28 protein-coding genes are annotated in these 25903 nt (G+C 39.9%); 8 read left to right on the forward strand and 20 right to left on the reverse strand.

The genetic code is table 11. From position 1 onward, the window contains the following. Position 1 precedes the first annotated feature (1 nt). Positions 2-1801, reverse strand: a complete 1800-nt coding sequence (locus FBF75_RS07910) for an ABC transporter ATP-binding protein (protein WP_017360026.1) — start codon at positions 1799-1801, stop codon at positions 2-4. Between the two features lie 98 nt (positions 1802-1899). Between FBF75_RS07910 and FBF75_RS07915 the strand changes: the two genes are divergently transcribed. Then, the gene (locus FBF75_RS07915; protein WP_017360027.1) at positions 1900-2409 is read left to right on the forward strand and encodes a hypothetical protein; all 510 of its coding nucleotides are present in this window, start codon (positions 1900-1902) and stop codon (positions 2407-2409) included. 48 nt (positions 2410-2457) lie between these two features. On the opposite strand, the gene FBF75_RS07920 is transcribed toward FBF75_RS07915, so the two are convergent. Further along, complete coding sequence (locus FBF75_RS07920) at positions 2458-2856, reverse strand: hypothetical protein (protein WP_017360028.1); 399 nt, start codon at positions 2854-2856, stop codon at positions 2458-2460. A 516-nt stretch (positions 2857-3372) separates the two neighbouring features. On the opposite strand from FBF75_RS07920, the gene FBF75_RS07930 reads away from it, so the two are divergent. The 4 genes from FBF75_RS07930 (at position 3373) to rpsN (ending at position 5648) form a co-directional block, all read left to right on the forward strand. Next, a complete protein-coding gene (locus FBF75_RS07930; RefSeq protein WP_007497598.1) occupies positions 3373-3795 on the forward strand; it encodes a DUF5362 family protein in 423 nt (140 codons plus the stop codon). A gap of 140 nt (positions 3796-3935) precedes the next feature. Then, on the forward strand, positions 3936-4085 hold the full coding sequence (rpmG, locus tag FBF75_RS07935) for a 50S ribosomal protein L33 (RefSeq protein WP_003214771.1): 150 nt from the start codon (positions 3936-3938) through the stop codon (positions 4083-4085). An 80-nt stretch (positions 4086-4165) separates the two neighbouring features. Next, entirely contained in the window at positions 4166-5362 is a 1197-nt protein-coding gene (locus FBF75_RS07940) for a GTP-binding protein (protein WP_017360029.1), read from the forward strand. A 16-nt stretch (positions 5363-5378) separates the two neighbouring features. Next, a complete protein-coding gene (gene rpsN / locus FBF75_RS07945) occupies positions 5379-5648 on the forward strand; it encodes a 30S ribosomal protein S14 (protein WP_008343369.1) in 270 nt (89 codons plus the stop codon). Between the two features lie 254 nt (positions 5649-5902). Here the strand turns inward: rpsN and moaA are convergent, their stop codons facing one another. Together moaA and fdhD are read right to left on the reverse strand one after the other, a co-directional pair. Further along, positions 5903-6910, reverse strand: coding sequence for a GTP 3',8-cyclase MoaA (moaA, locus tag FBF75_RS07950; protein ID WP_017360030.1), 1008 nt, complete (start codon positions 6908-6910; stop codon positions 5903-5905). Positions 6911-6920: 10 nt separating this feature from the next. Beyond that, a complete protein-coding gene (gene fdhD, locus FBF75_RS07955) occupies positions 6921-7709 on the reverse strand; it encodes a formate dehydrogenase accessory sulfurtransferase FdhD (protein WP_017360031.1) in 789 nt (262 codons plus the stop codon). A 134-nt stretch (positions 7710-7843) separates the two neighbouring features. Here fdhD and FBF75_RS07960 point away from each other — a divergent pair, with 134 nt between their 5' ends. Together FBF75_RS07960 and FBF75_RS07965 are read left to right on the forward strand one after the other, a co-directional pair. Further along, the gene (locus FBF75_RS07960; RefSeq protein WP_017360032.1) at positions 7844-9109 is read left to right on the forward strand and encodes an L-lactate MFS transporter; all 1266 of its coding nucleotides are present in this window, start codon (positions 7844-7846) and stop codon (positions 9107-9109) included. An 82-nt stretch (positions 9110-9191) separates the two neighbouring features. Then, positions 9192-11540: an FdhF/YdeP family oxidoreductase gene (locus FBF75_RS07965; RefSeq protein WP_017360033.1), complete on the forward strand. Its 2349-nt coding sequence runs from the start codon at positions 9192-9194 to the stop codon at positions 11538-11540. Positions 11541-11591: 51 nt separating this feature from the next. Here the strand turns inward: FBF75_RS07965 and FBF75_RS07970 are convergent, their stop codons facing one another. The 6 genes from FBF75_RS07970 to FBF75_RS07995 form a co-directional block, all read right to left on the reverse strand. Then, the gene (locus tag FBF75_RS07970) at positions 11592-12266 is read right to left on the reverse strand and encodes a VWA domain-containing protein (RefSeq protein ID WP_026050166.1); all 675 of its coding nucleotides are present in this window, start codon (positions 12264-12266) and stop codon (positions 11592-11594) included. 81 nt (positions 12267-12347) lie between these two features. Continuing rightward, positions 12348-13046 carry a VWA domain-containing protein gene (locus tag FBF75_RS07975; protein ID WP_008343379.1) on the reverse strand — a complete coding sequence of 233 codons (699 nt, stop codon included), beginning with the start codon at positions 13044-13046 and terminating at the stop codon, positions 12348-12350. A 324-nt stretch (positions 13047-13370) separates the two neighbouring features. Beyond that, complete coding sequence (gene spoIID, locus FBF75_RS07980; protein WP_008343381.1) at positions 13371-14393, reverse strand: stage II sporulation protein D; 1023 nt, start codon at positions 14391-14393, stop codon at positions 13371-13373. A gap of 256 nt (positions 14394-14649) precedes the next feature. Further along, positions 14650-15957 carry a UDP-N-acetylglucosamine 1-carboxyvinyltransferase gene (murA, locus tag FBF75_RS07985; protein ID WP_007497616.1) on the reverse strand — a complete coding sequence of 436 codons (1308 nt, stop codon included), beginning with the start codon at positions 15955-15957 and terminating at the stop codon, positions 14650-14652. A 32-nt stretch (positions 15958-15989) separates the two neighbouring features. Continuing rightward, a complete protein-coding gene (locus tag FBF75_RS07990; RefSeq protein ID WP_048001103.1) occupies positions 15990-16724 on the reverse strand; it encodes a YwmB family TATA-box binding protein in 735 nt (244 codons plus the stop codon). A 128-nt stretch (positions 16725-16852) separates the two neighbouring features. Then, the gene (locus tag FBF75_RS07995; protein WP_008343389.1) at positions 16853-17083 is read right to left on the reverse strand and encodes a DUF1146 family protein; all 231 of its coding nucleotides are present in this window, start codon (positions 17081-17083) and stop codon (positions 16853-16855) included. A 170-nt stretch (positions 17084-17253) separates the two neighbouring features. Between FBF75_RS07995 and FBF75_RS08000 the strand changes: the two genes are divergently transcribed. Then, positions 17254-17730 carry a hypothetical protein gene (locus tag FBF75_RS08000; RefSeq protein ID WP_035389791.1) on the forward strand — a complete coding sequence of 159 codons (477 nt, stop codon included), beginning with the start codon at positions 17254-17256 and terminating at the stop codon, positions 17728-17730. Positions 17731-17772: 42 nt separating this feature from the next. On the opposite strand, the gene FBF75_RS08005 is transcribed toward FBF75_RS08000, so the two are convergent. The 10 genes from FBF75_RS08005 to upp all read right to left on the reverse strand — a co-directional run bounded on the left by FBF75_RS08005 (position 17773) and on the right by upp (position 25808). Then, positions 17773-18168 carry a F0F1 ATP synthase subunit epsilon gene (locus FBF75_RS08005; RefSeq protein ID WP_008343393.1) on the reverse strand — a complete coding sequence of 132 codons (396 nt, stop codon included), beginning with the start codon at positions 18166-18168 and terminating at the stop codon, positions 17773-17775. 24 nt (positions 18169-18192) lie between these two features. After that, positions 18193-19614, reverse strand: a complete 1422-nt coding sequence (gene atpD, locus FBF75_RS08010) for a F0F1 ATP synthase subunit beta (RefSeq protein ID WP_008343395.1) — start codon at positions 19612-19614, stop codon at positions 18193-18195. Between the two features lie 24 nt (positions 19615-19638). After that, entirely contained in the window at positions 19639-20505 is an 867-nt protein-coding gene (locus FBF75_RS08015) for a F0F1 ATP synthase subunit gamma (protein WP_007497628.1), read from the reverse strand. Between the two features lie 88 nt (positions 20506-20593). Beyond that, a complete protein-coding gene (gene atpA, locus FBF75_RS08020; RefSeq protein ID WP_008343398.1) occupies positions 20594-22102 on the reverse strand; it encodes a F0F1 ATP synthase subunit alpha in 1509 nt (502 codons plus the stop codon). Between the two features lie 16 nt (positions 22103-22118). After that, positions 22119-22664: a F0F1 ATP synthase subunit delta gene (locus FBF75_RS08025; RefSeq protein ID WP_007497632.1), complete on the reverse strand. Its 546-nt coding sequence runs from the start codon at positions 22662-22664 to the stop codon at positions 22119-22121. Next, a complete protein-coding gene (gene atpF, locus FBF75_RS08030) occupies positions 22661-23173 on the reverse strand; it encodes a F0F1 ATP synthase subunit B (protein ID WP_007497634.1) in 513 nt (170 codons plus the stop codon). Before atpF ends, FBF75_RS08025 begins: the two co-directional genes overlap by 4 nt. Positions 23174-23293: 120 nt before the next feature. Then, a complete protein-coding gene (gene atpE, locus FBF75_RS08035) occupies positions 23294-23506 on the reverse strand; it encodes a F0F1 ATP synthase subunit C (RefSeq protein WP_003214968.1) in 213 nt (70 codons plus the stop codon). A gap of 48 nt (positions 23507-23554) precedes the next feature. Then, positions 23555-24289 carry a F0F1 ATP synthase subunit A gene (atpB, locus tag FBF75_RS08040; RefSeq protein WP_007497637.1) on the reverse strand — a complete coding sequence of 245 codons (735 nt, stop codon included), beginning with the start codon at positions 24287-24289 and terminating at the stop codon, positions 23555-23557. Positions 24290-24296: 7 nt separating this feature from the next. Continuing rightward, positions 24297-24680, reverse strand: a complete 384-nt coding sequence (locus FBF75_RS08045) for an ATP synthase subunit I (protein WP_007497639.1) — start codon at positions 24678-24680, stop codon at positions 24297-24299. Positions 24681-25178: 498 nt separating this feature from the next. After that, the gene (gene upp, locus FBF75_RS08050) at positions 25179-25808 is read right to left on the reverse strand and encodes a uracil phosphoribosyltransferase (protein WP_003214553.1); all 630 of its coding nucleotides are present in this window, start codon (positions 25806-25808) and stop codon (positions 25179-25181) included. Positions 25809-25903: the final 95 nt, after the last annotated feature.

The raw sequence follows: 25903 nt of genomic DNA on the forward strand, positions 1-25903 counted from the left end.
CTTACACCATCTCCTTTTGTTGAAATAGTTGAGATTGTGCCTCGTATAGCCTTCTGTATTCTCCGTGTAATGCCATCAGTTCATCATGGTTGCCCTCTTCAATGAAAGCACCATCTTTCATGACGATGATACGGTCTGCTAAGCGGGCCGCTCCCATACGATGTGTAATAAACAAAACACCTTGATCCTGCGTATGATCGAACAACTTTCGAATGAGTGAGATCTCCGACAATGGATCGAGAGCAGAGGTCGGTTCATCTAAAATAATAAAATCACTTTCTCTAAAGAAGGTTCTCGCCATCGCAAGCTTTTGCCATTGTCCGCCAGACAATTCATGTCCCTCTTCAAAAAAGCGACCTAGCTGCGCATCATATGTGTCTTCCATTTCATTAATTCTTTTCTCTATACCTGCTTGACGGGCGGCTGAAATCAACCGCTCTTCCTCTTCTATATCATCAATACGGCCAAACCCTATGTTTTCTCTCACAGTGAATTCGTACTTCATAAAATCTTGAAAAAGAACAGCCATTCTCGCATGATAGGTCTTTTTATGGATGGTGGAAATATCCTCTCCATTGACTTTGTGCATATTCTGTTGATCTGGATCGTATAAGCCGGTTAAACATTTGATTAAAGTGGTTTTACCGGACCCATTATCTCCTACTAATGCAATTCGTTCACCTTTATTCATATGAAAATGAATATGCTCAATCGCTGGTTTTTTCATATTCGGATAAGTAAAAGAGAGATTGTCTAATGTAATGGACTGGATATGCTCAATTCCCTGAAGCGACGCTGCCTCTTCCGTCTGTTCATGCATTTCCTCTTCTCTCTTTAGAAAAGCTCTCATTTCATCAACATATAGGCTCGTTTCATATAAACTAGAACATTCCCTCGTTAAATCTTGAAACCCACTTTGAATGTTTTGTACAGCTTGTAGCACTGCAACAAACGTACCCGCAGCTAATTTTTTTTGAAAAATAAGAAAGACAATCAATAAACCACAGCACACATAGGCCAATGTCATGAGCAACCCGCCTGCCATCTCCCAGCGCACTTGGCGTTTCAGCAAATTATATTTTTCATCTGCACTTTTAACGTAGTGACCTCTCCACTTTTGAAGAAGATAATTCCCTATTCCATATAAACGAACTTCCTTTAAAGAATCTCGCTGTGCGACGAGATCAGATACATACATTTCTCTTCGATCATTAGCCGTTAACAAACGATTTAATCGATAACGTGCGCCTCCAAAGAAAAGTTCAATCCATAATACAGGCAAGGTAAACAAGAACAATATGACCGCTAAGCCCCAATGAATACCGATCATATAAATAAGAAGTGATACAACAGTAATCAACGCGCTCATCATTGTAAAAATACTTCTCACCATACTGAGAACATGCTGATGACTGTTCATCACACGTTGACTTTCATTGTAAAAGGACGGGTGCTCAAACGTAATAAACGGCAGTCTTATCGCTTTTTGAAGCAATTCACCTTTCAAATGGAGACCAATCAGATTTGTTGCTTTCTGTTGACTAAGCTGAAGAATAAATTGAAGCCCATATCCTAAAATCACAATGACCATTTGCAGTCCAAATAACCACAAAACCTTTTGGATGTCACCTGAAGACGTCATAAATAAAATAATTTCATTAATCAAAGTTTGAATAATCCAGACACTAGCCAAAGGCATAAAACCAACGATCACTTGAATGAACAAAGTTAAAAGAAGATAAGAACGACTTTTTTTCCAAGTATAGGAGATTGCATATAAACAATGGTTCACTGTACTCATGAGATGCTCCACCTTACACCATTTAGTATAATTGACATATTTTTGATATTTGTAATATGATAGCTTTGCGTAACTTCACTTTGAGAGGACGATATACGATGAATTCAATTTTTCTTATACAGCTCGCTCTTATGATTTGCAGTCTTCTATTAACGGCTGGAATTATCATCTATTTAAAACAACAGATGCAGCTTATCATCTTACCTATAGAACACGTGGGGCAGAAACTTGCGCATCCACTTCTCGAACAGCCATCACCCATTCACATGAATGATCTGCTGCAAACAAATCGTACACAACAATTACTGATCTTCACTGACACAGCATGTCCGCACTGCATTCCATCACTCGAACAATTCCTAGAAACAAAAAAGCAGCGTAAACTAAACGTTTCATTGAGTATTTTGTTGAAAAACGGGCAAAAAAAGGACCAAGAATTATATCGTGATAACGAAACAAACTTGCGAATTATTCCGGTAGACGAACAATTGATAAACGCATTCCAAATTCAGGAGTTCCCGTTCTACATCATGGTAGAAGACAATGATACCATCTCATATGCAGCACCTTTTCCAGACGGTCTTTATTCAAGACTAGCTGCAAACTAAAGATAAATGAGGCATGTGAAGAGCATCAAACACATGCCTCATTTTTTATTATTGTGAATTTGGCTGAACATCCTTCCTTTTTTCCTCTGCAGCGATTTCATTAGCTTCGCTTGAAGCGGATGTTTGTTCCTCAGCTTGTTCAAACTCACTGCGAGCTTCATTTGAAATGTCAACTTGATCACCGTGCTGATTCACAGTAACGGAAGAAGACCCCTCTTTTTGAACCTCTTTCTCTAGTTCCTTTAATTTAGAAACATGAAGCTCTAAATCTTTTCCTTGCTGAACTAAAGTCAGTTGTTGAAATAACGCCTTTCTCTCTTCTGGAGAATGGTCGCCTTGAACAATTTGCGCTGCTTGGGTCAAAAAAGAATTTGATGTATGGCCAGCTTGACGCTTATTTGACGTCTGCATAGCATTTGTTACTAATGAAATTGGAGTTATGCTCATGCGTTCACACCCTAATAAATAAGATACTTAAATTTAGCAGCCACATTTAACGCGTTCTTGGCTAGTACAAATCTCACCTGTGTCACGATCCACATAGTAACGGAAAGTTCCAACGCCTTGAAGGAAACAAGTTGGTGCTGATTGGCAAGAAGTTACCAATCTTTGCAAAATACATCTAGCAGCTGCAGGTTGAACATTGGTCATTTTGTTTAAAATTCGATCTAACATATGAATTCCACCTTCCAATTTTTATGGTAATACAATACAATAATAACCAATTGATAGACAACTAACAACATATTTTGATAAATTTTCTAATTACTTCAAACTACTTTTCTTATTTACGACAAAATTTTTCGATTATAATTGTAGTAATTGTTACTTTTTTCTTATTCGAAAATAATTTATTTATCCATAAAAAGTAAATAAAAGATAGAAATAAGGTCAATTCACTCTTCCTAAAGTACTACTTGCTCAAGTATGATATAGAGTGAATACATAAAGGAGTGAACACAATTGCAACAAACTGAGAAAATCATTCAATCTCTTCATTCAATAACAAAGTGGGGAAAGGTTGGGAGCATCTTTCTTTATATTTCAGGTGGTCTATCCATCCTCAGTGGGTTTTGGCTTGTTCTTCCTGCTGCCATTGGCGTTTTTCTGATTATGATGGGAATTCATGTCCAAAAATCCGTGAAAGCAGCTGAACAATTGATTCAAGCGCCTGATACTTCTTACGAAGAATTATTGGAACAATATGCTAAGATGATGAAAATGCAGACACTGTTTGCCATTTCAAGTATTGCCGCAGTTATTCTCTCATTCATCGCTATCGTTTTGATGTTTATACTAGGCGGGCTAGCCTTTCTCCAAGAGCTTCCTACCGATGTCCAACAGTACGAAGATTATTACGAAGAAGAACTTGGTGACTTTTATTAATAGAAAGGGGTATCAATAAAATGCGATACCCCTTTTTTATTTGAGTTGGCATAGCCTTGATACTAAACTTGACAATCAGCCTTTATCATTTTAAAATACAAATCGTAATCATTACGGAATAAAGGAGGGTTATAGCACTTATGCGCGTGAAAATCACCTTAGCCTGTACAGAAACAGGTGACAGAAACTATATCACTACAAAAAATAAACGAACGAACCCAGACAGATTGGAGTTAAAAAAATATTCTCCACGATTAAAGAAATACACCCTTCATCGGGAAACAAAATAATTTTTGGGATTCAAATCGTAACAATTACTATTTAAGCGAGGCGGCATACAAAATGATTATGTTCAAAAGGACTAAACCAAATGGATAAGAGAATACCTGTCACAGTTCTAAGCGGCTTTTTAGGAGCTGGAAAAACCACGATATTAAATCATGTTCTACAGAATCGTAAAGGGCTAAAAGTAGCTGTTATTGTCAATGACATGAGCGAAATAAATATTGATGCAGAATTAGTTAAGCAAGGCGGAGAACTCTCTCGATCAGATGAGAAACTGGTTGAACTATCTAATGGTTGTATTTGTTGCACATTGAGAGAAGATTTATTAATTGAAGTAGAACGCCTTTGTAAGGCTGGGAATATCGATTATATTGTCATTGAATCTACAGGTATTAGTGAACCAATTCCTGTCGCTCAAACTTTCTCTTACATTGATGAAGAAATGGGCATAGATTTGACACGTTTTTGCAGATTAGACACGATGGTAACGGTGGTAGATGCAAACCGTTTCTGGACAGATTTCCAGTCAGGAGAAAGTTTATTGGATCGTAAAGAAGCAGTTTCAGATGATGATGAACGAGAGATTTCCGATTTACTTATTGATCAAATTGAATTTTGTGATGTGCTCATTATCAATAAATGTGATCTTGTATCAGCATCAGAACTAGATCGGCTTGAGCACGTGTTAACCAAACTTCAACCAGAAGCAGCCATTATTAGAACCTCTAAAGGTAACGTACAGCCTAGTGATATTTTGAATACTGGTTTATTCGATTTTGAAAAATCTAGTGCTTCTGCGGGCTGGATCAAAGAAATTAATGCTGGACACTCTCAGCATACGCCTGAAACAGAAGAATACCAAATCTCATCTTTTGTTTATGAAAGAAGGCTTCCTTTTCATACTGGCAGACTGAATGCATGGTTAGATCAAATGCCAGAGCAGATTGTTCGAGCGAAAGGATTTACATGGCTAGTGACACATCATGATTTAACCATTTTAATTTCACAAGCCGGAAAATCTGTTGCAATTGAACCAATCGCATACTGGATTGCTGCCTTGCCTGAGCAAGAACGATCACGGATCTTAAATCAGGAACCAGAAATTTTAGATGAGTGGGATGCAGAGTTTGGTGATCGACATACAAAACTTGTCTTTATCGGTGTAGATTTACCTAAAGCAGATATTATTCGTACACTAGATCAATGCTTACTCACACCTGAAGAATTTGATCAAGATTGGACAACGTTTGAAGACCCCTTTCAATGGAACATACACACTTAAACCAGGAGGGTTTTAAATGGCAAAGAAATCAAAAATAGCAAAAGAAAAAAAGCGGCAGCAGCTCGTTTTGAAATATGCACAATTAAGGAAAGAGCTAAAAGAAAAAGGTGACTATGAAGCTTTGCAGAAACTACCTAGAGACTCTTCACCCACTCGCTTAAAAAACCGCTGTGAATTAACTGGCCGTCCTAGAGGTTACTTGAGAAAATTTAAAATGTCTCGAATTGCTTTTCGTGAGCTTGCCTATAAAGGACAGATTCCAGGAGTGAAAAAATCGAGTTGGTAAAGATTGATTTGATCTTAGCATAGTTCCTGTAAATGTAAAGCAGGACAAAATGAATAAAAATCTTTTTTTCATCCTTACTCCGTCAATTTTGAGGTACAAAATAGCATTTTAAAAAAACAGCAGAATCTCTGCTGTTTTTTTATGGGGATGAGCTTATAGGAAAGATTGTCCTGATGTTAAAAGAAGATTTTCAACAGTGATTATAGCATTTTCTCTTCTTTTCAAAAATCGATGATCATGATACTTTGTTGTCATTACCCGCCGATATAGGACATCTCAACTTTTTTCTGATCTTTCTTTTGCTCTCTCTCAGCTGAATATTGATCCTGTCTGTTTGACCAAAGTTCCTTCAATATGTTCACTAGATATTCATCATTTTCTGAATTACGGATGAATCGTCTCAGATCAAAACCCGATGATGCAAAAAGACAGGTGAATAATTCGCCACGTGCAGATAGTCTAGCTCTATTACACGATCCACAAAAAGCATCTGAAACGGAAGAAATAATGCCAATCTCTCCTGACCCATCCTCATAAAAATAACGCTTGGCTACTTCACCTTGATATCGAGGGGGTTCTGGTTTGATAGGGTATTTTGAATGAATTAGCTCCATAATCTCTTTTTTCGTCAATACATGCTTGAGATTCCATTTGTTCGTATTGCCAACATCCATGAATTCAATAAATCGTAGAATGTGTCCTTCTTTTTTAAAATAGGCTGCCATTGGTAAGATATCTTGATCATTCACACCTTTTTGGACAACCATATTGATCTTAATAGCAAGTCCAGCTTTTTTTGCAGCCTCTATCCCATCAAATACTTTTTGGATAGAAATGTGTCTTCCATTCATCTGCTTAAAACGATCTGGATTTAAAGAATCTAAACTAATGGTGACTCTATTCAGACCTGCTTTCTTTAGCTTATCTGCGTACAAAGGTAACAGCGTTCCATTGGTTGTCATCGCGATGTCTTCAATACCTGGAATTTTTGCGAGTTTTTCTATCAAAACGGGCAAATCTTTACGCATTAAAGGTTCACCACCCGTAATACGTAATTTCACCACACCTAATTCCTTTGCAAAAAGCGCAGCAAGTCGTTCAATTTCCTCAAAGCTAAGCAGCTCTTCTTTATCTAAAAAAGGATAATCTGGTCCAAAGATTTCAGCAGGCATACAGTACGTACATCTAAAATTACAGCGATCTGTTACGGATATTCTTAAATCGCGCAATGGTCGATGTCTTTTATCCAAAATACTGACCATACTTAGCCTCCTATTCTGTAATACGCTGATGATGAGTATAGATATTAAAAGATTCTCCTCTTACGAATCCAACTGTTGTTATATTTAATTCTTCTGCCATTTTAAGTGCTAACTCAGTAGGAGCTGATTTTGATATGACGATTGATACCCCTAATTTTGCTGCCTTCAACAGAACTTCAGACGATATCCGGCCGCTAAATACAAGGATTTTATCTCTCAGTGGGATTTTATGAAGTAAACAATATCCATAGATTTTATCCAACGCATTATGCCGTCCTATATCCGTCCTAGTGATGAATAGCTTTTCTGTATCACACAGTCCAGCATTATGGACACCACCAGTATGTTGAAATAACTGACTTTCCTCCTGTAAACATTTCATTAAATGAATACAAGTTTCAGCAGAAATACTGATTCGGTCAATGGCTGTTTTTGCCGTCTTCACATCTTGGAGAAAATAAAAATGTCTTCCTTTCCCACAGCAAGATCCGATCACTCGTTTTGTAAAATCTGAGGATTGGAACTGAGTTGAGTGATGTAAGTCAACATATGCAAAACCCATACTTTCATCTATTGTAAACCTTTTAATCTCTTTTTCAAATCGAATGACTCCTTCTGAAGCTAAAAAACCGATCACCAATTCTTTCAAATGATCCGGTGAACAAACGAGTGTGACAAACTCTTCACCATTCACCAGCACGGTTAAAGGGAATTCTTCTACAACTTCATCTGTTTTACATGTCATTTGACCACTGCGATATTGGTGTATGCGTCGTTTCGTTTTAACAGAAGGATTCATGATCTGATCTTCCTTTCAACACAAATTTAGTTATATGAACCAGACGAATTGTGATATTATTTTAAAAAGTCATAAAAATGTAACATATTTCTATCTTATCAAACTTTTTGTTTGCTTTATATGGAGGGAACACAATGAACAAAACAAAAAACCGTTGGCTGATCGCTACAAGTGCTGTGGGGATTCATTTATCTATCGGATCTGTTTATGCATGGAGTGTTTTTACGAATCCTTTACATCAAACCTTTCAATGGTCATTAACAGAAATAAGCCTGACATTTAGCATCGCTATTTTATTTTTAGGTTTATCGGCTGCCTTTATGGGGCATTTCGTTGAAAAGTATGGGCCGAGGGCATCAGGGCTCTTCTCAGCTATTTTCTTCGGCATTGGGATGACTGGATCAGGGTTTGCTGTTCACATGTCTTCATTACCTCTCCTCTATTTATTTTATGGTGTACTCGCTGGAATCGGATTAGGTGTAGGCTATATTGCACCAGTTTCAACATTAGTCAAATGGTTTCCAGATCGAAGAGGACTCGCAACGGGTTTAGCCATTATGGGTTTTGGATTTGCTTCTCTTATTTGCAGTCCCATTATTCAATTTCTCATTGAAAAAGTTGATATTACAAATACCTTCTATATTCTCGGAATCTCTTATTTTATCATCATGGTCGTTTCATCTCTTTATTTATCACCACCAACACCTGATGATGTCAAACAATTTAACGTGCTAAAAACAAGCCAAAGGAAAATTCCTCAAGATTTATCACAGCTCACAGCAAATGAAGCCATTAAAACACGGCGTTTTTATTATTTGTGGGTCATGCTCTTTATTAATATCACATGCGGAATTGCCATTATTTCTGTAGCATCACCGCTTGCTCAAGAAAGTGTTGGTTTCACGGCCGGTGCAGCAGCTACTCTTGTTGGAATTTTAGGTGCCTTTAATGGGCTAGGACGGATCGGATGGGCATCTTTCTCTGATTATATTGGAAGGCCAAATACGTATACGATTTTCTTTACTATACAGCTCATTGCTTTTCCCTTACTTCCCTACTTAAAAGATCCGCTCATCTTTTCAATCGTGATGGCGATCATTTATACGTGCTACGGAGGAGGGTTTGCTTCAATTCCAGCCTATATCGGAGATTTATTTGGTACGAAGCAGCTAGGTGCCATACACGGTTATATTCTCACCGCTTGGGCCGCTGCTGGTTTAGCAGGACCTTTATTTTCCTCCTTTATTCGTGACATTACAGGCAATTACACACAAAGTCTCATGGTCTTCTCTGGCCTATTTTTCATTGCGTTTATCATATCTCTTCTCATTCGGAAGGATATTAAACAACTTCGTGAATCAAATCTTACTGCTCCTTCTTCTGTCACGGTCCGCTCTTAATATGAATTTGACAGAATGACAATCTACAGGTAATTTTTAGATATGAAAACGCTTTACAAAGTAATAGGAGGGTGACGATATCATGGGAAAAACAAAACACAAGGGGCCTATTAAACTCAACAAAAAACCCTCACCAAAGCTATGGGCCTCTTTTGCTCCTATGGGGCTTGGAAAAGTAAAACCGAAACACATTCGAGACACAATGAAAGTGGCATGGGAGAACAAAGATAACCTCCCCTATGCGTACCGTATATTGACTCAGGGCGTTTGTGACGGCTGTGCTCTTGGTGTATCAGGTTTATACGATCAAACACTAGCAGGACCCCATATATGCACAACAAGACTGAATGTGCTACGGCTTAACACAATGCCAGCTATTGATCCAAAATGGTTCGAAGATATTGAGCGGCTCAAACAAATGGATAGCACGTCTCTTCGAAAACTTGGGCGTATTCCTTATCCCCTGATTCGAAAAAAAGGTGAGAATGCCTTTACACGCATTTCTTGGGATGGTGCATTAGATCAAATCGCCGCTAAAATCAAATCGATTGATAAACGTCAGCTTGCTTTCTATTTAACAGCTAGAGGGATTACGAATGAAGTGTACTATACTGCGGCGAAAGCTGCGCGATATATTGGAACAAATCATATCGATAATGCTTCTCGTATTTGCCATTCACCAAGCAAAACCGCTCTTAAACGCTCCCTTGGTATAGGTGCATCCAGCTGTAATTACAGTGATTGGATTGGAACAGATGTATTGATTTTTTGGGGCTCTGTTGCAGCAAACAACCAGCCGGTTTCCACTAAATATATGTACGCCGCTAAAAAGAAAGGAACCAAGATCATTGTCATCAATCCATATAAAGAGCCTGCAATGGAAAAATATTGGGTCCCTTCTATCCCAGAAAGTGCTTTATTCGGCACAAAAATAGCGGATGATTTTTATCAAGTCAATATAGGCGGCGATATTGCGTTTATGAATGGTGTCATCAAACATTGGTTTGAAATGGAAGAGCAAGCGCCTCATTCCGCTCTTGACCATGAATTTATCCAAGCGCATACAACCGGCATAAAAGATGTAAAGCAGCATGTCACTCAGTTAAAATGGTCGGATCTCGAAGCATCGTCAGGCTTATCTAAAGAAAGAATGAAGGAATTCGCTGTACTTCTTTCCAATGCCAATTCAGGCGTGTTTATTTGGAGTATGGGTCTCACTCAGCATCGCTTTGCAACTGATAATATATCACAAGTCGCAAACCTTGCCATGTTACGCGGATTTATTGGCAGAAAACATTGTGGCGTTATGCCTATTCGTGGCCATAGCGGTGTCCAAGGTTCAGGCGAAATGGGTGCCGATCCATTCGTATTGCCCGGCAGTGATTTTGATGAAGAGAATATTAAAAGAATCGAGAAGATATGGGGATTTGATATTCCAAAATGGCATGGTGACACGATTGGGCAATCATTTGAAAAAATGGCTCTTCCAAAAGAACACCCGCAAAAGCTGAAGATGCTGTTTACTAGCGGTGGAAACTTTTTAGAAACGATGCCAAATCCTGAAGCGATTGAAAAAGCACTATCCGAGCTTGAACTTCGTGTCCATCAGGATATTATTTTGAACACCTCTACACTGGTAGAAGCAGAAGAGACTGTGATTGTTCTGCCTGCAATGACAAGATATGAACAGCCAGGCGGCGGTACATCAACCAGTACGGAACGCATGGTGTATTTCAGTCCGGAAATTGAAGGGCCACGCATTGAAGAAGCTAGAGCTGAATGGGACATTTATATTGACCTAGCAAAAAGGGTTCGTCCAGAAGATGCGAAGCTGATTCATTTTGACCATGCTGAAGACATTCGTCGTGAGATTGCCATCGCAAATCGGAACTATGATGGGATCCAGCATTTGTGTCATAAAGGGGATGTCTTTCAATGGGGTGGCGCATGGCTTTGCGAAGATGGGGTGTGTCCAACACCGGATGGAAAAGGACACCTGCTCCCAGCACAGCTTCCCCAATATCGAAAAACTGAGGGGCATTTCAATATCACGACAAGACGAGGCAAGCAATTCAACTCTATGATTTACAGTGAAAAGGATGCCTTTAATGGCGGAAAGCGGCATTCTATCTTGATGAATGAAGAAGATGCGAAAGAGCTTTACGTCCAAGAAGGCGATCCTGTTGTCCTTTTCAATCAATATGGATCCTACCAAGGAGTTGCTCAATTCGGAGAGCTGAAACGTGGAAATATTGCAGTTTATTGGCCTGAAGGAAACGTGTTAATACCAAAAGGAGTTTACGAAAGCTATTCCCAGATTCCAGAATACAATACCACCGCGATATTAGAAAAAGCCGAAACCTTTCATGCAAGAAAAGATCAGCACTACGTGGAGAAACGGATTGATGAATTAGAAACGACTTTAAATTGATCCTTTATGAAAAAACAGCTGGGGGTTTCTCCCCAGCTGTCTATTCACATCTTATTGACCAAAAGAGTTCGCTTCTTTTTGAAGAATATGATTCAATTCTTCTGCATTTGCTGCTGGTTGATATTGTCCACCACCAGCTTTGGCAACAGATTTTAGACTTTTTGCTTCTTTTTCATTTACATCGAAGCCAATGATGTTGACGATTGTGTCAATACCTTCTTCATGTAATTGCTTCGCTGCTTGTGATGGGCTTCCGCCACATGTTTCCTCACCATCGCTGACAACATATACAATATTTTTCCCTTCAGCTTGGTGATCTTCAAAATCTTGTTTCGTATCAGTTAATGCTTTGGCAAGTGGTGTCCAGCCTGTTGGACCATACACATTCAGCGCTTGTTGAAAGGCTGCTTGCTCATATGTTCCAAATCCATAAACTGCTTCGGAACTTGCACAAGAAACGGCTTTTCCTGCATTTTTATTCGTTCCTTCATGACCAAAAACACGAAGCAAGACTTGTGTATCTTCTGATAAAATACTTGCGAAACTTTGGATCGAGCGTTTTGCGATATCAATTTTCTTTTCGCCTTCAACTGATTGTGCCATGCTTCCGCTTAAATCAAGTAAAATCACCACATGAGCAGGCTCCTTTTTCGTTACAGCATGAGCTGGTGAAGAAAGAAGCAGAACAAGACTCGCTAAAATGGTTAATATAATATTTCTTTTCATTAAAAAATCTCCCTTTTTTTCATTTGTACAGAAAAAGAGAAACGAAAGCATCAATCAATCGTTTCCCTTTTCTTCAGCAAGTTATTCGTGTAGTTTTAATGATTCTGCTGTAAGGATAGAACCCATTTCTTTCCCTGTGCTTGCTTGGTAGTAATGACCTTTACCAGCTTTAGCTACTTGCTTCAATTGACCTTCATAGCCATCGTTAAAGTCTAATCCAATCACATTGACTACAGTAGATCCCTTTGAGTTATGAAGCTCTTTCGCTACTTTCACTGGATCTCCACCACAAGTTTCTTCACCATCAGTAATTAAGTACACAATGTGTTTTGTTCCTTTATGAAGCTGCTTATCTGCTTGCTTTGCACTTTCAAGAGCACGTGCAATCGGTGTCCAGCCATTTGGTCCAAGACCGTTTAGAGAGTTTTCGAAACTATCCTTTTCATAAGGCTGAACGCCATAAACGCCTCTAATGACTTCACATGATTGAGCTTTACCTGAGTTTTTGTTGTTCCCTTCAGACCCAAACAAACTCATACGGATTTTAGCATCTTTCGGAAGAGACTGAGCAAATTTAAATACCTCTTGTTTTGCTAAATCGAATTTGCGCTCTCCATCCACTTTTCTTGCCATACTTCCACTTGCATCAAGTAAGATGGTCACTCTTACATCTTTCTTATGTTTTTTGGCTGATGCTGCTTCTGCAAATACTGGTGAAGAGATTGACATTGATAATGTCAATACAGCTAAGGTTACGAGTGTAAATACTTTTTTCAACATGCTTTTCCTTCCTCCTTATGTATTTGATTGAAACATCTTAATCGTAAAATATTCTGTCTTGGAATGGTATAGGACTCGATCCCTTTTTCTCTTTCATCAAAATCACTAAAATTCTGTCAGATGTCTAGATATATTCACCTAACGACTCTTTTGTCACCCTCGTTTTCTCATTCTTTCGAGGGGCTTTGTATCGGCCATCGGTTCTTGTCGGGATGTAAATGTTTAAGATTTCCTGAGGTGCGTCTTAAGTCGCAATTTGTCACATTCTGTTCAAACCTCTTCACACATAAAAAAAGATGCCCCCATTTTGAGGCACCTTTGCTTTTATTTCTTAGCCATATATGTGTTCAGAAAGCGATCAGCTGATTCAATTTTTATCCCTTGATAATAATGTTTCACGATCGCCTCTACTTTTTTACCTGACTGTGCCATATAATGTGCACCATACTGACTCATGCCCACACCATGGCCATACCCTTTTGTCGTAATCACGATTTGCTGACCCTTTCGTTCCCATGTAAAGTCCGCAGAGTGCAATCCTAGTGATTCGCGAATGTCTCTACCCGACAATGTTTTTCCGTTAATGACGGCTTTGGCTACTTGATTGCCTGGTGTACGTTCTACAATTTCTCCCACCTGCTGCTGGCCAAGGGTCACACCCAGTTTTTGCTGAAATTCGCTCACTGTGATGGTTTTCTTGTTTTGGAATTTGGGTGATTTTTCGTCCCATTTACTTGAGACGCTTTTCAAATAAGGGATTTCATTTTTCCAATAAGCTTCTGCATTTTCGGTTTTCCCATTACTTGTTGAAAAGAAGGAAGCATCAATTGGTTTTTCGTCATACGTCAGTACTTTCCCTTGTGTACTGGCGACAGCTTCTGTGACCTTTTTTAATTTCCAATTGTACGCTTTTCCCCAAATTTTCTTCAGTTCCTGTTTATTTTTGTACACTTGGAACATTTGAGTGTCATCTACAAGAGAACCTTGTGGAGATTTGACGGTTTTATCAATGATCATTTGTCTGACGATATACGTTCTAGCGGCGAGTGCCTGTGCCTTGAGCGCCTCAATTTCAAAATCGGCTGGCATTTCAGAAGCGACGACACCGATCACATACTCTTCTAAGGGGATGTTTTCTACCTGCTGATGCGCTGAACGGTAGACGGGAATGGAGACGGGTGATTGTTTCAATTTGACTGAACCTTTCACTTCTTTTTTAACTGATGGTTCTGCTGCTACGTGTTGGCTGGCTGCTGGTTTTCCTTGGAACGTTGGCAACACGAGTAAGGTTGGAATCATTAAAATGATGATGCAAATTCCTGCGATTGTCCATATCATTGGTTTCATATTGGCTGCCCCCATTTGTCATTGAATCTCTTTTATCCTATGGGCAAGGACAAGCTAATATGACAGCTTCTTTCATTCATTGGACAAGTCTTTTGCTGATATGTTTGTGCTCTTCTTCATTTGATTTACTGTTCGTCTTTATGAATAAAATTTAAAACGATTGGATACACTAATGATAAGCTTTTGAAAATGCAACCAGTCTATGATTCTAAAAAAAATCAGCATGCCCAAATGGACACACTGATTTCTTTTATGATTATGCGTTTAGATCTGATACAACTTGTTCTTGTGTCACATCTGCTGATTCATCATTTACTCTTTCAATGTCTGCACCGATTGCTGCTAGTTTTTGGTGGAAGTTCACATATCCACGGTCAATATGCTTCAATTCAGTGACACGTGTATGACCTTCTGCCACTAATCCAGCAAGTACAAGTGCTGCTCCTGCTCTTAAATCAGTCGCTGCCACTTCAGCACCTTGAAGTTGAACAGGTCCATTGATTATCACAGAGCGACCCTCAATTTTAATATCGCCATTCATGCGGCGGAATTCTTCAGCATGCATAAAACGATTTTCAAACACAGTTTCTGTGATCATGCTTGTTCCGTTCGCACGAAGCAATAGCGCCATCATCTGAGATTGCATATCCGTTGGGAAACCAGGATGCGGCATTGTTTTTAGATCGATTGGCTTGAGCTCAGATGGTCCAATGACTCTTAAACCTTCTTCTTCTTCAATGATCTGAATACCCATTTCTTCCATTTTCGCCACAAGTGAAGTCATGTGCTCAGGCACAGCGCCTTTTACAAGAACATTTCCTTCAGTAATGGCTGCTGCCACCATAAACGTACCAGCTTCAATTCGGTCAGGGATGATGTTGTGTTTTGCACCGTGAAGTGTTTCTACACCTTCGATTTTGATTGTACCAGTTCCAGCACCGCGAACCTTACCGCCCATGGCATTGATATAGTTTGCCAAATCAACAATTTCAGGTTCTTTTGCTACGTTTTCTAAAATCGTCGTTCCTTCAGCCAATGCTGCTGCCATGATGATGTTTTCAGTTGCCCCTACACTTGGGAAATCCAAATAGATTTTTGCACCTTTTAAACGGCCATTTACTTCAGCCTCGATGAAACCATTACCTACTTGAATTTTAGCTCCCATTGCTTCAAAGCCTTTTAAATGCTGATCAATTGGTCTTGAACCAATCGCACAACCACCAGGTAATGCAACTCTTGCATGACCTGTTCTAGCTAAAAGTGGTCCCATGACGAGCACAGATGCTCTCATTTTACGGACATACTCAAACGGAGCCTCAGTTTCTAGTGCATGAGATGCATCTACTGATACTTCGTTATTTTCAAAATGTACTTCTGCTCCTAAATGACGTAACACTTCATTGATTGTATATACATCGGAGAGCGTAGGTACATCACAAATTACGCTTTTTTCTGTACTTGCTAACAAAGATGCAGCGATAACTGGTAAAACGGCATTTTTTGCGCCTTCTACTTTAACTGTGCCGTTTAACTTTTGACCGCCGCGGACGATGATTTTTTCCAAGGTCTTCCCCTCCGCGTCCCAAATTCTCTATATTAATATTCAGTCGTTACGATTGGTGTGCCAACCGTAATCGTATGATTTTCGTTCATTTCCGAACTTCTGATGGCAATTTGAACATTCATTTTATCATTTGAAGTCATAATGAACTGTTCCCACTTCTCTGTGTAAGCGGAAAGCGACACAAAATTAGACTCAACGAGATACTCAACTGGTTTTGCTTGAAATTCATTTGCTATCATTTCAGCTTTTTTTTGCAAAACAACATCCATCATACCATTTACATGACCATCGAGACAAGTAAAAATCACAAATTTTTCTTGTAATATGCTTTTTGCATGACGTACGAACTGATCATATGTATGCTCCCAGGTATTCAGTGGGCGAGCACCTTTTTGCTCATATAATAAATACGACTTTTGGTTTGATTTTGTGTCGGTCTTCACGAGTAAAATTTTCGATAATGTATCATTTTTTTCATCTTTGTAAATTCCTGTGACTTTGGTGACATGTTTCTCTTTTTTTTCGGTCCACTCATACTGTCGTAGTTCGTCTTTCAAACGTTTCACTTTTTTTGAAAATTGTTCGGATGAAATGTTTATATTTGTTTTGGCATGAAGCGTCCATCCACTTACTTCGATTTGCTGGTTTTTCATACCTTCTGCTATTTGGGCGAGCGTCGATGTTTCTTCTGCCCGAACACCTTGAATCATCAGAACAAAAAAAAGAATAAATGCAAATAATGGCCAACCTTTTAAATACTTTCTCACTTGTCATTCCCCCTTGCTACAAGTGTTGCCGCAAGGAGATCAATGCATACGTGGAAAAGTCATCAAAGGCCATATTTTTGACACTTCTTTTTACGTTCCCGCAGAAGGCAGTGACCAAACCTTTTATGTTAAAACATATAAGGGATTTGTCTGGAGAAATTTAAATAATCAAGGAAGAAATTGCTGACTGCCGATGCAATAGCAATCGTGAGCAGCATCATGAGCAATCTAGCTTGAATAATTTTTCCTTTTTTAATCAGTGGATCGATATTCACCGCAAGCAATGCCCACCACGTAATGGCGATAAAAAATAGGTGGATCACAATACTGACAATTGCTTGTTGTCCTACGTCTTCCATACACTTGAATCCTCCTTTTATTGATTTCTGTAAAGGAAAACTCCCTTTCATTATATCCTCCAAAATCGGAAAGATGAATCATTTGGAAAAAAGAGCTACATTTAGAGTGAATCCCCTCTTATTCTGATGCGAAGGAGATGATATACTGCGGTGGAAGGAGCTGATCATATTTGAAAGATTCTTTTCCTGACTTTGTTGATTTGTACGGAGAACTGGTTCCCTCATTTGAACATGAATGGGAAGCCATTGCTTTCTACTTTGATTATAGACAGACACAGCTAGAAGAATTAGCACAATTGTGTCATTTTCATAACATTTCTTTGGATTACTCAGAGGAAAGCCTTTATCAGTTAGAGTCATTATACTTCGATGCCTTCCGTCAGCAGCTTTTTGCTGAGTGGAAAATGCCAATAGATGCATTAGAAGCGATGATGAGTGTGTATTTAGGAGAGGTTATCATCCGTCATCATTCAGATGCTGACTGGGTCGTGCGGCCTTATATGGACTCTTCGCACCAATATACGCTTGGCTTACGCAGAAATAATAAAACATGGCATTGCAGTACCCAATTTTGCGAGCAGTTATATCTAGAAAAGCAAGCATCTCATCCTTATGTGTCGATGTATCAATCTCTCATGTCATCCTAAAAAAAATCCTTCTTATCACAGTGATAAGAAGGATTTTCTGTTTTATTTCCCTGCTACATTTAAACGGTTTAATGCCCGTTTTAATGCGAGTTCCGCCCTGCGTACATCACTTTCATTCGGGTGGTTCAAATGCTCTTCAGCACGCTGTTTCGCTGATTTTGCACGATCGACATCAACTTTGTCTGATGTTTCAGCAGCCTGAGCAAGAATGGTTACTTTTTCGGGGCGAACTTCAACAAATCCACCGCTTACTGCAACCAATTCAGTTGATCCACTATGTTTTAAGCGAACTGCACCGATTTTTAGCGGAGCAACCATTGGAACGTGGCCAGCTAAAATCCCAAGCTCACCGCTTTCTGCTCTTACACTGACCATTTCCACATCCGCTTCATACACTGGGCCGTCGGGAGTAACGATATTGACTTGAACGGTCTTCATGCTTTTACCCTCCTAAGGACCAGATTAGGCCTCTACACCCATCTCTTTGGCTTTTTCAACCACTTCTTCAATGCGGCCGACTAAGCGGAATGCATCTTCTGGAAGGTGATCGTATTTACCAGATAAGATTTCCTTGAAGCCTTTAACAGTTTCTTGCAATGGCACATAAGAACCTTTTTGGCCAGTGAACTGTTCTGCTACGTGGAAGTTTTGAGATAGGAAGAATTGAACACGACGAGCTCTGTGTACCACAAGCTTATCGTCCTCAGATAATTCATCCATACCTAAAATGGCAATGATATCTTGCAATTCTTTATAACGCTGCAATGTTTGCTGAACTTCACGCGCGATCGCATAATGCTCTTCGCCAACAATCTCAGGTGCAAGGGCACGAGATGTTGAAGCAAGTGGATCTACCGCTGGGTAAATCCCCATCTCTGTCAACTTACGCTCAAGGTTTGTCGTTGCATCAAGGTGAGCGAACGTTGTAGCTGGAGCTGGATCTGTATAGTCATCCGCAGGTACATAGATCGCTTGAATCGATGTAACCGATCCTACGTTTGTAGACGTGATACGCTCTTGAAGTTGACCCATTTCTGTTGCAAGAGTTGGCTGATAACCTACCGCTGAAGGCATACGTCCAAGTAGGGCTGATACTTCAGAACCTGCTTGTGTAAAGCGATAGATGTTATCGATGAAGAACAATACGTCTTGACCTTGTTCATCACGGAAATGCTCTGCCATTGTCAAACCAGTTAGAGCTACACGCATACGCGCACCTGGTGGCTCGTTCATTTGGCCGAAGACCATCGCTGTTTTTTCGATAACGCCAGAATCTTTCATTTCGTAGTAAAGGTCATTTCCTTCACGTGTACGCTCTCCAACACCAGCGAATACAGAAATACCGCCGTGTTCTTGTGCGATGTTGTTGATCAATTCTTGAATCAGAACGGTTTTACCAACACCGGCTCCACCGAATAGACCGATCTTTCCACCTTTGATGTAAGGAGCAAGAAGGTCAACAACTTTGATACCTGTTTCAAGAATTTCAACTTCTGTAGAAAGTTGATCGAAAGAAGGCGCTTGTCTGTGGATTGGGTCTCTTTGCGCTTCCACACCAAGTGGCTCATCTAAGTCAATGTTATCTCCCAGTACGTTGAATACACGTCCAAGTGTTACGTTACCAACTGGTACTGAAATTGGTTTTCCAAGGTCTACAGCTTCCATACCGCGCTTCACACCGTCTGTTGATGCCATTGCGATGGTTCTCACTGTATCATCACCTAAATGTAGTGCTACTTCTAAAGTTAAGTCGATATCAACTTCACTTTCGCTTTCCGCTTTATGCGAAACTTTGATCGCATTATAAATCTCAGGCAAGTGACCGTCTTCAAAACGAACGTCTACGACTGGTCCCATGATCTGACTGATGCGTCCTGTTTTCATTGCATTCCCTCCTGACAATTATTTCTATTCTAAGGCAGCTGCTCCGCCGACAATTTCTGTAATCTCTTGTGTAATCGCTGCTTGACGAGCACGGTTGTAAGAGAGTGTCAGGCTGTCGATCAATTCTTTTGCGTTGTCTGTTGCACTCTTCATTGCTGTCATCCTTGCAGCATGTTCACTTGCTTTGCTGTCAAGAAGCGCACCGAAAATCAAACTCTCTGCATATTGAGGAAGGAGAACTTCAAGAATTTCTTCTTCAGAAGGCTCAAACTCATAAGATGCGGAACGTTTATTTGGTGTCGCTGCGGCCGAAAGGTCCGTTAGCGGCAATAATTTTTTCTCTGTTACTTCTTGTGAAATGGCACTGACGAAATGGTTATAGAACATGTAAAGCTCATCAAACGCTTCATCAGAGAACATTTGCACTGTACTGCTTGCTAATTCTTTAATATCAGCAAACGCTACTTCGTCTCCAAGCCCTGTTACTTCAGAAATAACTGGAATACCACGCTTTTTGAAGAAGTCGCGTCCGATTTTACCAATCACAATCACCGCATATTCATCAGCAGATTGATGACGAGATTGAATGGCTTGGTAAGCGGCACGTAAAATCGAGCTGTTAAAAGGTCCTGCAAGTCCTCGATCAGATGTAATGACGAGATACCCTGTTTTCTTAACAGGTCTTGAAAGAAGCATTGGGTGCTTAGCACTTGTTCCAGTTGCAATTGCCGCAACGACTTCTTGGATTTTCTCCATGTAAGGAACAAAGGACTTCGCATTATTTTCAGCACGATTCAGTTTCGCAGCTGATACCATTTGCATCGCTTTTGTGATCTGACTCGATTTTTTTGTTGACGTGATCCTTGACTTAATATCGCGTAATGAGGCCAAAGATTTCACCACCTTTTTTCAGGAATCCGTGTTCATTTACGTGAAAAGAGAGAAAAAGAGAATCTTTTTCTCTCGGAAAGATTACTAATTAGTTGCTTGGTGCAAACGTACGTTTAAAGCCTTCGATCGCTGCTTTCCACTCTTCATCAGCAGGCATGTTTCCTGTTTGAGAGATTGTGTCAAACAAGTCTTTATGGTTTTCTTCAATGTACATGAATAACTCAGCTTCAAAGCGTTTGACATCAGCAATCGCTACATCATCTAAGTATCCTCTTGTCAGTGCATAAAGAATCGCTACTTGTTTTTCAACTTTCAGCGGTTTGTTCAAGTCTTGTTTTAAGACTTCAACTGTTCTAGCACCACGGTTTAATTTGGCTTGAGTCGCTTGGTCTAGATCAGATCCAAACTGAGCGAATGCTTCAAGCTCACGATAAGAAGCAAGATCCAGACGAAGTGTACCTGCTACCTTTTTCATCGCTTTGATTTGTGCAGAACCACCTACACGAGATACAGACAATCCTGCGTTTACCGCTGGACGTACGCCTGAGAAGAAGAGGTCAGATTGTAAGAAGATCTGTCCATCTGTGATTGAGATAACGTTTGTTGGGATATATGCAGAGATATCACCAGCTTGCGTTTCTACGAAAGGCAATGCTGTGATAGAACCGCCACCCTTTTCATCACTAAGCTTCGCTGCACGCTCTAATAAACGAGAGTGAAGATAGAAAACATCACCAGGGAATGCTTCACGACCTGGAGGACGACGAAGCAATAATGAAAGCTCACGGTAAGCTGCCGCTTGTTTAGAAAGGTCATCATACACAACAAGCACATGCTTGCCGTTATACATGAATTCCTCACCCATCGTTACACCTGCATAAGGAGCAAGGTAAAGAAGTGGAGCTGGCTGTGATGCAGAAGCTGTGACAACGATTGTGTAGTCAAGCGCACCATGCTTACGAAGTGTTTCAACAACACCACGAACAGTTGATTCTTTTTGTCCGATCGCTACATAGATACAGATCATGTCTTGATCTTTTTGGTTCAGGATCGTATCGATTGCAACAGATGTTTTACCTGTTTGACGGTCCCCAATGATCAATTCACGCTGTCCGCGTCCGATTGGAATCAAGGCATCAATTGCTTTAATTCCCGTTTGAAGCGGCTCATGTACCGATTTACGATCCATAACGCCTGGTGCTTCACTTTCGATTGGACGTGTTTTGCTTGTTAAAATTGGACCTAGTCCATCAACAGGCTGACCAAGTGGGTTCACAATACGTCCGATTAACTCTTCTCCTACTGGAACCTCCATGATACGACCTGTACGTTTTACGTCGTCACCTTCACGGATATCTTTGTAAGGTCCTAAGATTACGATACCTACGTTAGACTCCTCAAGGTTTTGAGCCATACCCATTACACCGTTAGAGAACTCAACAAGCTCTCCTGCCATAATGTTGTCAAGGCCATGTACACGCGCGATACCGTCCCCTACTTGAATGACTGTACCGACATCTTTTACTTCAATTTCAGATTGATAGTTTTGGATTTGCTGCTTTATCAGCGCGCTAATCTCTTCAGCTTTGATACTCACTAAGGTTTCACCCCTTCTAACGATTTTCGCCTGCAAGCTGACGTTCAATGCGGGAAAGCTTTCCGCTGACACTGCCGTCATAAATGCGGTTTCCGATACGGATTTTCACTCCGCCTATTAGATCCTTGTCAATCACGTTTTCTACACGCAGTGATGTGACTCCGGCTTTTTTGGCAAATACTTCAGATAAAGATTGAATTTCAGCTCCGCTGAGCGGTTTCACTGAATACACGATCGCATCATCTATTTGTTTCGTACGGTTTGCAAGTTTCACAAACTCAGACGCCATTTCAGGAAAAATATTCGTGCGCCCGCGGTCAATCAGTAAATACATTGTGTGCAAAACATATGTCGAAACACCTTTGAAAGCTTCTGCAATCAGATGTTTCTTTTTGTCTGCCGTAATCTTCGGATGAACAAGAAAGTCATTTAATTCTTGGTCAGCCTTCAGAACTTTTTTGATCTCATTCAGCTCTTTTTCAGTTTCGTCTACTGCCGAAGAAGCAAGAACGATGTCAAAAAGAGCAGAAGCGTAACGCTTAGAGACAATAGTCACGCTCATCGGCTTTCGCCTGCCTCTTTAAGATACTCTTGAATCAATTTCTCTTGTGCTTGCTCATCAAGTTCTTTTTCAATCACTTTAGAAGCAATTAATACAGATAGTGATGCAACTTGCTCACGCAGTGCAGCCACAGCTTGTTCTTTTTCTTTCACGATTTCAGTTCTAGCAGACTCTTTCAAGCGCTCTGATTCTTGACGCGCTGCTTGAATGATATCTTCTTTTTGTTTCTCACCAATCTTTTTCGCATTTTCGATGAGTGTATGTGATTCTTCGCGTGCTTCTTTTAATAAGACACGTTGTTCTTCAAGAAGCTTTTCAGCTTGAACGTGCTTTTCTTCAGCACTTGAAATTTCATTTCCTATATAATCTTCACGCTGTTTCATAATCCCTAATAAAGGCTTAAGCGCAAATTTCTTTAAAAGTGCAAGCAGGATGAGCATAGCGATCAGCTGGAATATGATATCTCCGGTGTTTAGACCTGCTCCTAAAACTACTGGTAACTGAGACATTTAGTACGGCAACTCCCTTCTTTAAATAATATGTTAAGAAACAAAACATAAAGGAATGGCGAAGTTTCGAACTAATCTGATCTTCGCCATTAAAATTCATATTAGAACGCTTCTCACATATTAACCAAAGAATGCCAAGAATGCGATAACGACAGCGATAATTGGAAGTGCCTCAACTAAAGCTACCCCGATGAACATAAGTGTTCTTAGTTCTCTACCAGCCTCTGGCTGACGAGCGATTCCTTCAACTGTTTTAGATACGATTAGACCGTTACCAATACCTGCTCCTAGTGCTCCTAAACCGATTGCAATTGCTGCTGCTATTAAATTCATTAAAAAGCTCCTCCTTTAAAATAACGTCCATTTTGGACTCTCAATTTTTTAGTGTTCGTCGCTGACTTTATGGGAGATATACACCATTGTCAGCATGGTGAAGATAAATGCCTGGATGGTTCCGACAAACAAACTGAATGCCTGCCATACAATCATCGGCACGATGGCACCTAATGTACCAATGATACCTAGTGCAAGGTTTTGCGAATAGAAATTAGTCGCAAGTCCTGCAAGTAAACCAAGAAGAATCTCTCCAGCGAAAATATTTCCATAAAGACGCAAACCAAGTGTTAATGTGTTTGCAAATTCTTCAATAATTTTCAGCGGTACTAAGAGTGGGATTGGTCTAAAGTAGTCTTTTGTATATTCCTTGACTCCTTTTGCTTTAACACCATAGTAGTGTGTCAATCCCATGACCATAACCGCTAGTGTCATTGTGATTGCAGGATCAGCAGTTGGTGATTTCCACCATAAGTTGTGATCGACCGTAATCGAGAATGGCAGTCCAAGCATGTTTGAAACAAATATGTACATGAGTAATGTAACGCCAAGCGCTAGAAATGGGGCTCCTGTTTTCATGTCCATCGAACTACCTATGATATTTCGAACAAAATCAACAATCCATTCCATGAAGTTCTGCGCCTTTGTCGGACGAATAGCCAGAACACGAGTAGTCAGCACCGCTATGAGAAGAACGATGATACTAGCAATCGTAATCATGAGAACATTGGATAAGTTGAACGTTAACCCTAAAAATTCTGTAGTTTTTGAACTGTGACCCAAAGAGTATTCACCTCTCTTCCATAGTAGAACGTTTAAGTTGAATGAAGGAATCTATCATAATGACAGGATATATTGTCATTAATCCTATAACAACACCTGCCAGATGAACTTCGTTAGGGTAACGCCAAGCAATCGCTACTGCGAGAATTGCGTTGGCCCACCTGGCTGTACTTCCCATTGAACGAATAGATTTTCCTTTTTTAACTGCTCGATCAAAAGCATGCATTCTCCGAATAAGCAGGAATAAATTAAAGAAAGCAAAAATTGTGCCGATAATGAAACCAAGAAACAGTGGTTTAAAACCAGGCATGGCATAGCCAAACACAAAAATTGCCAATAAATAGAACATATATTTACTCTGTCTGCGGAAAATGACGTTTGGATCGTTCATTCATCTGACTCCCGATGAAAAATATTGTAAAAAAGGTGATAAATGGTGATGAAAACTGCGTAGAAGACGCTTATGATAAGCCGTCCTATTTGAAAAAAATCAATCACCCATCGGTCTAATTGTGCAATCAGACTTGAAATCTTTAGATCTATGGGATTCTGCTTCATTCGCTGATACAAACCCTGATTATTAAAGGGTTCACAATGAGGATTAGTAGAGTGCTATAGGCTATGAAAACCTTACCATAATACCCTCGTTTAGCATACAATAGCGTCTATGATGTGTCAATCCGTTGAAAGTTAAAAAACTTTTCTATAATGAGAGAGCACACAAAATGTTCACAATTTCATCAAACTTTAGGAGAGTTGTGACATTCATTCAAAAAAACTGCTAATGTTCAGTATACATTGATTTTTCTAAGAACGATATCAACCGTTTGTCATATTTTTCAAAAAAAGCCCACATGCACGTTTGCATGTGGGCTTTTCATAATCATTCTTATTTTGTTCCATACATACGGTCACCAGCATCACCAAGACCTGGGATGATGTAACCTTTTTCGTTTAACTTCTCATCTAATGCTGCAATGTAGATATCAACATCTGGATGATGCTTTTGCATTTCTTCTACACCTTCTGGCGCAGCAATCAGACACATGAAGCGGATGTTTTTCGCACCGCGTTTTTTCAAGCTGTTTAATGCTTCTACTGCTGATCCGCCCGTTGCAAGCATTGGGTCTACTACGATAAATTCACGCTCTTCCACATCAGATGGAAGCTTCACATAATATTCAACAGGCTTTAATGTCTTCGGATCACGGTATAAACCGACATGTCCCACTTTGGCAGCTGGAATGAGTTTCAAAATCCCGTCTACCATTCCAAGACCTGCTCTTAAAATCGGCACAACTCCGAGTTTTTTACCTGAGATCACGTTTGATTTAGCGACTTGTACAGGTGTTTCTACATCTACCTCTTCAAGCGGTAAGTCTCTTGTGATTTCAAATGCCATTAATGTTGCGACTTCATCCACTAGCTCTCTAAATTCTTTTGTTCCTGTATGAACGTCACGAATATATGTAAGTTTGTGCTGAATAAGCGGGTGATCAAATACATAAACCTTTGCCATTGCTTGCTACAACTCCTTTTCTGTCATCTTCCGGTGAACTTTGCACACTTCCTACAATTCTACATAAAAAGACATCATCTTTCAATATGATTCGC

It is taken from the genome of Bacillus sp. S2(2019) (genome assembly GCF_005144805.1).
Taxonomy (GTDB): domain Bacteria; phylum Bacillota; class Bacilli; order Bacillales; family Bacillaceae; genus Bacillus; species Bacillus altitudinis.

Bases quoted from the DNA above. Each gene is read 5' to 3' on its own strand.
- FBF75_RS07910 (WP_017360026.1), bottom strand. From the start codon at position 1,801: ATGAGTACAGTGAACCATTGTTTATATGCAATCTCCTATACTTGGAAA.
- FBF75_RS07915 (WP_017360027.1), top strand. From the start codon at position 1,900: ATGAATTCAATTTTTCTTATACAGCTCGCTCTTATGATTTGCAGTCTT.
- FBF75_RS07920 (WP_017360028.1), bottom strand. From the start codon at position 2,856: ATGAGCATAACTCCAATTTCATTAGTAACAAATGCTATGCAGACGTCA.
- rpmG (WP_003214771.1), top strand. From the start codon at position 3,936: ATGCGCGTGAAAATCACCTTAGCCTGTACAGAAACAGGTGACAGAAAC.
- FBF75_RS07940 (WP_017360029.1), top strand. From the start codon at position 4,166: ATGGATAAGAGAATACCTGTCACAGTTCTAAGCGGCTTTTTAGGAGCT.
- rpsN (WP_008343369.1), top strand. From the start codon at position 5,379: ATGGCAAAGAAATCAAAAATAGCAAAAGAAAAAAAGCGGCAGCAGCTC.
- moaA (WP_017360030.1), bottom strand. From the start codon at position 6,910: ATGGTCAGTATTTTGGATAAAAGACATCGACCATTGCGCGATTTAAGA.
- fdhD (WP_017360031.1), bottom strand. From the start codon at position 7,709: ATGAATCCTTCTGTTAAAACGAAACGACGCATACACCAATATCGCAGT.
- FBF75_RS07960 (WP_017360032.1), top strand. From the start codon at position 7,844: ATGAACAAAACAAAAAACCGTTGGCTGATCGCTACAAGTGCTGTGGGG.
- FBF75_RS07965 (WP_017360033.1), top strand. From the start codon at position 9,192: ATGGGAAAAACAAAACACAAGGGGCCTATTAAACTCAACAAAAAACCC.
- FBF75_RS07970 (WP_026050166.1), bottom strand. From the start codon at position 12,266: ATGAAAAGAAATATTATATTAACCATTTTAGCGAGTCTTGTTCTGCTT.
- FBF75_RS07975 (WP_008343379.1), bottom strand. From the start codon at position 13,046: ATGTTGAAAAAAGTATTTACACTCGTAACCTTAGCTGTATTGACATTA.
- spoIID (WP_008343381.1), bottom strand. From the start codon at position 14,393: ATGAAACCAATGATATGGACAATCGCAGGAATTTGCATCATCATTTTA.
- FBF75_RS07995 (WP_008343389.1), bottom strand. From the start codon at position 17,083: ATGGAAGACGTAGGACAACAAGCAATTGTCAGTATTGTGATCCACCTA.
- FBF75_RS08005 (WP_008343393.1), bottom strand. From the start codon at position 18,168: ATGAAGACCGTTCAAGTCAATATCGTTACTCCCGACGGCCCAGTGTAT.
- atpD (WP_008343395.1), bottom strand. From the start codon at position 19,614: ATGAAAACAGGACGCATCAGTCAGATCATGGGACCAGTCGTAGACGTT.
- FBF75_RS08025 (WP_007497632.1), bottom strand. From the start codon at position 22,664: ATGAGCGTGACTATTGTCTCTAAGCGTTACGCTTCTGCTCTTTTTGAC.
- atpF (WP_007497634.1), bottom strand. From the start codon at position 23,173: ATGTCTCAGTTACCAGTAGTTTTAGGAGCAGGTCTAAACACCGGAGAT.
- atpE (WP_003214968.1), bottom strand. From the start codon at position 23,506: ATGAATTTAATAGCAGCAGCAATTGCAATCGGTTTAGGAGCACTAGGA.
- FBF75_RS08045 (WP_007497639.1), bottom strand. From the start codon at position 24,680: ATGAACGATCCAAACGTCATTTTCCGCAGACAGAGTAAATATATGTTC.
- upp (WP_003214553.1), bottom strand. From the start codon at position 25,808: ATGGCAAAGGTTTATGTATTTGATCACCCGCTTATTCAGCACAAACTT.